Source organism: Microcystis sp. M44BS1 (genome assembly GCF_020244875.1).
Lineage (GTDB): Bacteria > Cyanobacteriota > Cyanobacteriia > Cyanobacteriales > Microcystaceae > Microcystis > Microcystis panniformis.
Genome location: NZ_JADBVM010000324.1, coordinates 1 through 5,634, shown reverse-complemented (window position 1 = coordinate 5,634; position 5,634 = coordinate 1). Strand labels below are relative to the sequence as shown.

The window sequence follows — 5,634 nt, the reverse complement described above, 5'->3', positions numbered from 1 at the left end:
TTGAAAATTTTTGCCTCAAACCCTATCGGCGTAAGAACTTCAGGATTTTGTGTCCAGTAGTTCATTAGTATTTCATTGCTTTAACTCAGGCTCTGTAAGACTTTTAGCCATAGCTAGTATGTTTATACGGGGGAAGTCCAGGTATTTAGTGCGATCGCATTAGAACCCCTTTCATCCAGTGCGATCGCTATCTTCTTGTTAATTAAACTTTAAAATTGCGATCATTTTGGTTTTTGAAAGAGCGAGCGCCGTGCTAACCTAGTGGACAGAAAGTAATCTACAAGCTATCAGTTGAAGCCATGAGTGAAGCAGTTGTAACACTTCTTAGACAGTTCAAAAAACTTTCAGCCAGAGAAATATCTAAGTTCCTTGCTTTAATTCAACGATAATAAGTCTCCCTTACTGACTACAACCATTTTTATGCCAAAATATATATTTACTAACTATTTTGAAAATGATGTTTTAACAAAACGCCCTTACCTCAAAAAAGAATGGTGTATTTACGTTATCGAAAACCCTATTCGCTGTGAACCTCAAGAAGATAATCGTTTTCGCTTTTGGGCGCAGATAAAAGAATTTGGCGATCGATACCTGAGAGTCATTACTCTAGAAGATAAGCTGACTATCCACAACGCCTTTCCAGACCGGAGCTTTAGACCATGAAGATTAACTACTACCCAGAAACAGACTCCCTTTATATCCACCTTGCAGACAAATCCAGTGTTGATAGCCAAGAAATTTCAGAAGGAGTCGTTGCCGATTACGATGAATTAGGGAACCTAGTCGGTTTAGACATTGATAATGCCAGCAAAAAAGTGCAACTCGGTGAATTTATTATCAATCAACTCCCCCTCGTCCCCCTGAAGACATCTGCATAGGTTTAAGTAAATTAGGCAGAAATGAAGCGGCGATCGGCGTGTTACTCTAAATGATTTTTAGTGGCCACAACTTTTAACCCATTCCCTTAAGGATCTTCTCGACTTTGTGTGATAATTTTTGCTTATGGAATCGTGAAATGCTTACTGGGCAAGACTTTTAGGACTATTTTGCGGATATTCTATCAGTATAGACCTCGTTTCCACACAAAAACCAGAAGAGCCCCTTTTCAAAACACTTAAATCCAAATTGCGATGATCGCCTAAAATTGAGGTTTAATATAATCGTCCCAAACTTTAAGTAGATAGACAGCATCTTCATTTGAAATCCTTCCCAATTTAGCAAGCAGTAAGTTTTTTTCCAAGCAATCAAGACGAGATAAACGAACAGTAGAGGGAACCCTCAAACCACTATTGACCCAATCTTTTAATAACATATCTGTTTGTGTTCGGGGCATTGCTGAGGTTACAGCCGTTACAATAACGTCATCTCCGTCAACCCAAAGAATCAACACAGGTCTTTTTTTTGATGATGTACCATCAGTAAATAGAATTTTGGCAACCCAGAACTCACCTCCTTTAATAATCGTCATATAAACCTTCGTCTTCTGGGGCATAACTATTCAGAAAAGAAGAATGAAGGCGATCGCTAACTAAGGTTTTGGGCTGAATAGTAATCACCCACTTCCCTTTACCAATTCCTTGCACAATAGAACTGGGAAGATTGAGTTGCTCCCCTTCTTCAATTTCTACTTCAAAAGCTAATTTTAATAACTGATTTTTCATAAAGCAAAAGCACCTATAATATTGAAGATATTAGCACAGTGCGTAGAAGCATCAGCGATCGCCATCATCAAAAGTGAAAATGACTCGGCTTTGCAATCAAGCATAAGCTAACTGTTCCTGATCAGAAGCCCCAATCAGTCCTTCCTCTGAAGAGATTGTAACATCAATCCCTCGCATCCTTAAACCTTTGGCGATCGCCTTAGAAACCCTTTCATCCAGTACGATCGCTGATTGCGTAGGGTGCATCCCATGCAGCTTTTACCTTTTCAAAACACTTTAATCAATATTGCGATACGCCACGCTATGCTAACCCATTCTACCGCTATCAGCAATATTATTGCTTTCTTTGTTTTGCCCTTTCATAGGCAGGATCGTGTTCTGCAAAACTTAAAATTAAGACTCGTTTGGGACTGGATTTTTCATGAACTTGATAAACCAGACGATAACTAACACCATTTTAATCAATTTCAATCGCACGACACCCCTTCAACTTACCCATTAAATGATGACTAGGCCACCCCAAAGTGTGATAGGGGTCTATCGCTAGAAGTTTTTGATACTTGGTCTAACGAGCCTGCAATTCGGCAGGTAAACAAACTAAATCATTTTGGAAATCAGCCACCCATTGCACTAAATAATGATTTTTAGTAGCCACAACTTTTAACCCATTCCCTTAACTCATCCTCATCAATTTCCTCATCTGCTTCAACCCCAGTTATCCATTCCTGCGGATCACCTAAATTTTCCAATCTCTTAATGGCTAAAGCTTCTGCTGATGATATTGCAGGGTCATATTCCAGAATAACAATAACCTCTACTTTTCTCCCAGGGAAAAGCTGATCTGACTGAATTTCTAGACGACCATCTGACTGAACAAAAATTGTTTGACGAATCGCTTGAGTCATTAGTAACCTCTTGGCTTTTGCTGATGTTAATGTAAGCTAAAATTTACCTTCAGTCATCAAACCCAATGTTTTTTAGACTGAGTATGCTATCTAATCAAGTCTTTTTACTCTTGAATACGACATATTTTTCTAATATTACGTTACACCATGCCGACCAATCTTGCCGTTGCTTGAACTGTCAAAACAGTGCGATCGCTGATCGCGGAGGGTGCGTCCCATTATCCCACTAATCGAAAAGCAGCATCAATCGGCAATTGTAACGGTAAGGATTGATTCCAGCGTTTCGAGAAAAATAAAATCTCCAAATTCTCAATCTCCCCAGAAGTCGGATTTAGACGAGCGACAATTTCATCCCCAATCTCCTCCGACTCTTGATCTGCATAAGGAGAACAGACATCTACATAAAGAATATCTCCCGTCGGGTCATAGCGAAAAGTTAGATTTTTTTCCATACCATTATTCCCCCTGTAATTTTTCGGGCTGTGTATATGGTCACGATCCAATGACGACTAAGAGCAGATTGGGAAACCACCACCACAATTAAAAATCGTCCCGTCCGAATCGTTGAAAACCACTTAGAAAATAACAACGCCTTTTCATCGCGATCGCTAGAACGAATTAAATCTGGATCAGCTAAAGTCTGGGCTAATTGCTCCTCATAATCGGGTAATGTCCCTGGATGGCGATCAATAATATGCTGTTCTCGCTCATCGGTTAATTCAACCTCTACCCCCAAATAACCACAGAAAAAAGACCTTGCCAAATTTTATTCATGTCTCCAAAACTGATCTTAAATTTAAAAACCAAAACTTAATCACCGGTGATCGCAGCTTCCAATACCAGAGACAGGAAACGTGAAAACAACTCAGCCTTGCGACAAAGCATAAGCTAACTGTTCCTCATCAGAAGCCCCAATCAGTCCTTCCTCTGAAGAGATTGTAACATCAATCCCTCCCATTCTTAAACCTTTGGTGATCGCCTTAGAAACACTTTCATCCAGTGCGATCACTATCTTCTTGTTAATTAAACTTTCAAACTGCGATTATTTTAGCCTTGGCAACGGCGAGCGCCATGTTACCCCAATGGATAGAAAATAGTCTAGGAGCTATCAGTTAAAGCTATGAGTGAAGCAGTTGTCACACTTCTCAGTGCGATCGCTGATCGTCTAGGATGGTTGGCGTTGCTGAATCAAGGTATGAATGACAACCTTGCACCCATCCAAAAGTTAGTTTGGGTCTAGGTTTTAAAAATCCCACAAAAGAAGATTCATATCTCAAATCAGCAACGCCCCGGATGGTTTAGCATAGTGTAACCCGTCAAAAACGTTGATGACTAAGGCAAGTATTTTTTAGTATTGCAAAATTTTCTAAATTTTGCGGTCGCGGTTTGATTGTTGATGGTTGATAAGGGGCGTTTTTCAAAACAATTTGCCTTGAAAACTCAATGCTAAAATGAAATTAAGTCAACAAAAATCTAATGCCTGATTTTCAGACCTTTATCGGTATCCTTACCACCCTATTCGTCTTTTTAACAGGAATAATCCTCAACTATGACTCAATCCAACTCGGCAACGAACAAATTATCATCCCCCAATGGTTCGGACTTCTCTTCGCAGGGATTACTTTCAGCCTTGTTACATTGGATCAAATCCTACGGGGGCTTGTCCGACTTGAAAAAACAGAACGAGAAACTCGCCGAACTCGAATCGAAACTCGATACCGTACTGCAATCATCCGATTCCAACTTAACCCCAACAACTTCCACAGAAACCAACTAGCAGATATTTTAGCCCTACTTGAAGAATACCGAGATACACTTTAGTGCAATTCTTGAGGGCGATCGCCGATCTTGTCGGAGGTCAGTGCGATCGCTATCTTCTTGTTAATTAAACTTTCCAACAGTGCGATCGCCTACGCCAACCCATCCTACAATTGCTTGAACTATCCAAACAGATTAGAAAGGCGGTAACTGAAAATGACCAGCGACAATCCCAGGAACGGTAATATCCTCATCCAATTCTTCCCACCGTAGAGCATAGCCATTTACCTCAACCTTAACCGCCGCCAATTGCTCATTCGTTGCTTGTTTCAAAATATGGAAGCGGTCGCCAGGAAAACCGATAATAGGTCCATCACTGAGTTCAACGTATATCATGCGTTCTTCTGCCCAGGCTCGAATGGCGGCAGGCTCAACAGTCATTATAGGATTAATGTTTGTGGAAATCACGATAAGCACTCCTTAAAAGGTCTTGATTTTTATAAACTAGCCTCTCTAGTTCCCGTAGCTCATGGGAAGGAATACCACGATTGGAAGCTAAAATGATTATCGGTTCAAGCCCAAATTTACATTCACCATCAGGAGAACGTACCTGAATATGTGGCGGTTCGGAACCTTCATCGGAATAGAAGTGAAACCGAAAATGTCCAATTCTAATGACCGTTGCCATTCAGTGAAATTCGTAATCATTGAGAGTTGCTGGTTCTTTATTCTAGTCGGAAATTGTGGCGATCATTGTCGCACCCCAATCAGACCGATAAGGACTTTCAGAGCGATCGCCAATCCTATAGGGTGCAATTAACGCACCCTTTTATTTTTATTGTCCTATTTGCGTTCTTTATCGAAAGCCTCAATTAATAATATAGGACTTACGCATTGACAGGATCGACCAAATATGAGGTATGGGTTTCGGGCATTTTAACGTGAGGCTCTTCTCGACTTTGTGTGATAATTTTTGCTTATGGAATTGTGAAATGCTTATCGGGCAAGACTTTTAGGGCTATTTTGACGAAGAAACCATCAGTATAGACCTCGTTTCCACACAGAAACCAGAAGAGCCAACGTGATTTTTTGATGACTTTTGAGCGATCGCTATCGATCAGAAGTTAATCGCCAAAAGTCTGAAACGACGGATTTTCCTTCATACACACCATGGTGAATTTGTACAGTGCGTAAGTCCTATAAACGTTATTGTAGGGGTAATTCATGAATTACCCCTACACCTATTACCTAGTCCAGTAGGGTGCGTTAGACGGCCAAAATTTCGGCTTTAACTTCAAGCTAACAATCCG

The 5,634-nt window shown here is 40.5% G+C and carries 12 protein-coding genes; 3 read left to right on the top strand and 9 right to left on the bottom strand.

Annotated elements, in window-relative coordinates:
• Positions 1-420 precede the first annotated feature (420 nt).
• Both IM515_RS24075 and IM515_RS24070 read left to right on the top strand, forming a co-directional pair.
• On the top strand, positions 421-663 hold the full coding sequence (locus IM515_RS24075) for a hypothetical protein (RefSeq protein ID WP_287630282.1): 243 nt from the start codon (positions 421-423) through the stop codon (positions 661-663).
• Positions 660-878: a DUF2283 domain-containing protein gene (locus IM515_RS24070; protein ID WP_002769327.1), complete on the top strand. Its 219-nt coding sequence runs from the start codon at positions 660-662 to the stop codon at positions 876-878. The genes IM515_RS24075 and IM515_RS24070 overlap by 4 nt, the downstream gene beginning before the upstream one ends.
• A 260-nt stretch (positions 879-1,138) precedes the next feature.
• On the opposite strand, the gene IM515_RS24065 is transcribed toward IM515_RS24070, so the two are convergent.
• From IM515_RS24065 to IM515_RS24030, 7 genes are all read right to left on the bottom strand, one after another.
• Positions 1,139-1,468, bottom strand: a complete 330-nt coding sequence (locus IM515_RS24065; protein ID WP_287630281.1) for a type II toxin-antitoxin system PemK/MazF family toxin — start codon at positions 1,466-1,468, stop codon at positions 1,139-1,141.
• Positions 1,455-1,661: a hypothetical protein gene (locus tag IM515_RS24060; protein ID WP_002760310.1), complete on the bottom strand. Its 207-nt coding sequence runs from the start codon at positions 1,659-1,661 to the stop codon at positions 1,455-1,457. Before IM515_RS24060 ends, IM515_RS24065 begins: the two co-directional genes overlap by 14 nt.
• A gap of 96 nt (positions 1,662-1,757) precedes the next feature.
• Positions 1,758-1,907, bottom strand: a complete 150-nt coding sequence (locus IM515_RS24055) for a DUF5615 family PIN-like protein (RefSeq protein ID WP_196219701.1) — start codon at positions 1,905-1,907, stop codon at positions 1,758-1,760.
• A 398-nt stretch (positions 1,908-2,305) separates the two neighbouring features.
• Complete coding sequence (locus IM515_RS24045; protein WP_002769321.1) at positions 2,306-2,566, bottom strand: hypothetical protein; 261 nt, start codon at positions 2,564-2,566, stop codon at positions 2,306-2,308.
• Positions 2,567-2,784: 218 nt separating this feature from the next.
• Positions 2,785-3,018 (bottom strand): DUF2283 domain-containing protein, encoded by a 234-nt coding sequence (locus tag IM515_RS24040; protein WP_002769319.1) that lies wholly within the window; start codon positions 3,016-3,018, stop codon positions 2,785-2,787.
• A complete protein-coding gene (locus tag IM515_RS24035; protein ID WP_287630279.1) occupies positions 3,003-3,329 on the bottom strand; it encodes a hypothetical protein in 327 nt (108 codons plus the stop codon). The genes IM515_RS24040 and IM515_RS24035 overlap by 16 nt, the downstream gene beginning before the upstream one ends.
• A gap of 102 nt (positions 3,330-3,431) precedes the next feature.
• Positions 3,432-3,575, bottom strand: coding sequence for a DUF5615 family PIN-like protein (locus IM515_RS24030; protein WP_002769316.1), 144 nt, complete (start codon positions 3,573-3,575; stop codon positions 3,432-3,434).
• 467 nt (positions 3,576-4,042) lie between these two features.
• Between IM515_RS24030 and IM515_RS24025 the strand changes: the two genes are divergently transcribed.
• Entirely contained in the window at positions 4,043-4,387 is a 345-nt protein-coding gene (locus tag IM515_RS24025; RefSeq protein WP_043995635.1) for a hypothetical protein, read from the top strand.
• A 132-nt stretch (positions 4,388-4,519) separates the two neighbouring features.
• Here IM515_RS24025 and IM515_RS24020 read toward each other — a convergent pair whose 3' ends face one another.
• Entirely contained in the window at positions 4,520-4,765 is a 246-nt protein-coding gene (locus IM515_RS24020; RefSeq protein WP_287630278.1) for a DUF2442 domain-containing protein, read from the bottom strand.
• A gap of 7 nt (positions 4,766-4,772) precedes the next feature.
• Positions 4,773-5,012 carry a DUF4160 domain-containing protein gene (locus IM515_RS24015; protein ID WP_287630277.1) on the bottom strand — a complete coding sequence of 80 codons (240 nt, stop codon included), beginning with the start codon at positions 5,010-5,012 and terminating at the stop codon, positions 4,773-4,775.
• Positions 5,013-5,634: the final 622 nt, after the last annotated feature.